Genomic DNA, 2,361 nt, shown 5'->3' on the forward strand with positions numbered 1-2,361 from the left:
TTTTATTTAGGAATGAGTAAAAAAGAACCCTCCAAGGGCTTCAATCCCTTGGAGGGTAAGGAGGATTTTGACATTTATTGTTTCACAAAACGAAGCTCTAGTTCTTTCTCCCCTATCTGCAATCGCAGAATATAAACACCTATAGACAAGCTGGATACATCCAACTGTATGTCTTTCCCACGACCACTTTGCTCCAACATAAGATGACCGCTAAGGGTATAAATTTTCGCTTTCCATCCTTGGCTCTCTCCCCAACTGACGGATAGTTGGGAGGTCGCAGGATTAGGCCCTACCTCCAGAACAAAAGCTTGCTCTTCTTCACTGCCCAGGATAGCTTCAATAACTAAAACACCTTCCTTCAAATTTACCATATAGTTTTTCAGCTTATCTTCGGGGTCATTCAGACTGATAGTGATGGGATATTCCCCAGGAACCGATGCAATAGTGGCAGTGCTACTGTATGCAGCCGTAATATTATCCTGATTCACCAGACCTTCTATTTCTCCTTCAAAAATAGGGTTTTCTTCTTCATATTCACGGCTATAGTCATTAGCCGTTATTGAGAGTTCGGCAGGGATTACAGTTAAAGTACCTTCACCAAACGTAATCGCATAATTCCTGGCTGAAAGACCCGATGATTCAACCAAATAAGTGCCCACTTCACTTTGCTTATTTGCCAGGGTACTAAAACTTAATTCCCCAGACAGGGAAGCTCCATCTCCTTCATGTTCTCCATTTACAAAACCCTCATATTGTCCCTCAAAGGATGGGTTGGCCTTTCCATAGTTTTTGCTTGCGTCTTTTACCGTCACAGTCAGGAGAGCCGGATTAATTGTCAAAGTCCCGCTAACCGATTCCGGAAGGTAATGTTCCAAGTCAGTTATGCTGATGGTCACCTCATACTCCCCTGCCTCCACAGGAAGATCAGTTTGGCCATTGAATAATATTTCCACGGCATCGGTAACTCCTTCGGCTTCGAAGTTGTAATCCACAACTTGCTCTTTACCATTATAAGTAAATGAATTATTGCCTAAACGAAGAGAAGCCCTAGCTTTGAATTCCAGGTTCCAATCAAAGGAAATATCATTATCAAAAACTTCCTTCCATTCAATAAAAAGGTTTTCTCCCTTTTTAAGGGGCACTTGCAAATATGTTTGATCATTATTTTTATCTTTCGCCAAAGGAGCTTCCCCACAACCTCGGTAAAGGTATAAATCCTTATAACTATCACTAAGACCCACCACAGAAGAAATGGTTACCTCCCCTTCCTCTGGGGCCGTAAACTTAAAAATTGTAGGAGTTGATGAGGTATGATTTCTACCCACTACTGCCTCTTCCAGGTTCCCAAACAAACAATCCAACGAAAATTCTACTGATGAAATAGTAAAGCCTGGAAAAGTAGGGTTGGTAATTTCACATTGGAAGACATTTCCCGCTGAAGTATGGCCGGAATAAGATGTGCTTGTTTCCCCATCCAGAAGTTCACCATCCGCATACCATTGATAGGAATTCCCTTCTCCATCTACCGTTACACTTAAGATGAAATCATTGTGTGTCTCATTTTCCCATTCAAATAACACAGGAGCCTTATTCTGAGGATCAAAGTAGAGATTATTTATAATATCCCAATTGTTTTGTAAACTTTCAAAACCCAGATCATTTTCCCGAATATAAATTTCTGTACTTGAAAGTGCCGACAAATCCGGCGAATAATTGAAATGGTTATTATTCAAAAACAAATACCTTAAAGCCGTCAAGTTGTCCAGTTCCACTGGAACATCACCAGTTAATTGATTATAATCCAAACCCAACCAATCTAAAGCTATAAGGTTACCCAATTCTACTGGAATACTACCACTTAATTGATTATTACTCAAATCTAAAGAGGTTAAAGCCGTCATATTTCCCAATTCCAAGGGTATGAAACCATTAAATTGATTTGAGGATAATCCCAAATCACTTAAATTGGTCAAAGAACTCAATTCCCCTGGAATACTACCACTTAATTGATTAGAGGACAAATCCAAGCTATTTAAATCACTCAATGAAGTTATTTTTATTGGAATACTACCACTTAACTGATTAGAAGACAAATCCAAAAGATGTAGTTTCGTCAAATTACCCAATTCTTCCGGAATACTGCCACTTAATTGATTGGAAGACAATCTACAAAACTCTAAACCGGTCATATTACCCAATTCTACAGGAATACTGCCATTTAATTGATTAACTGAAAAATCCAAAATCTCTAGGTTCGTCAAATTGCCTAATTCCACTGGAATAATCCCACTTAATTTGTTAAACTCCAAATGTAAATTCTGCAGATCCGTCAAATTGCCCAATTCAACTGGAATACTTCCA

The 2,361-nt window shown here is 39.1% G+C and carries 1 protein-coding gene; it reads right to left on the reverse strand.

The genetic code is table 11. From position 1 onward, the window contains the following. Positions 1-74: 74 nt before the first annotated feature. Positions 75-2,361, reverse strand: a 2,287-nt coding sequence (locus E1171_RS02660) for an MBG domain-containing protein (protein ID WP_155203810.1), incomplete at its 5' end; no start/stop codon positions are given.

The sequence above is a fragment of the Xanthovirga aplysinae genome (assembly GCF_009711365.1).
Lineage (GTDB): Bacteria > Bacteroidota > Bacteroidia > Cytophagales > Cyclobacteriaceae > Xanthovirga > Xanthovirga aplysinae.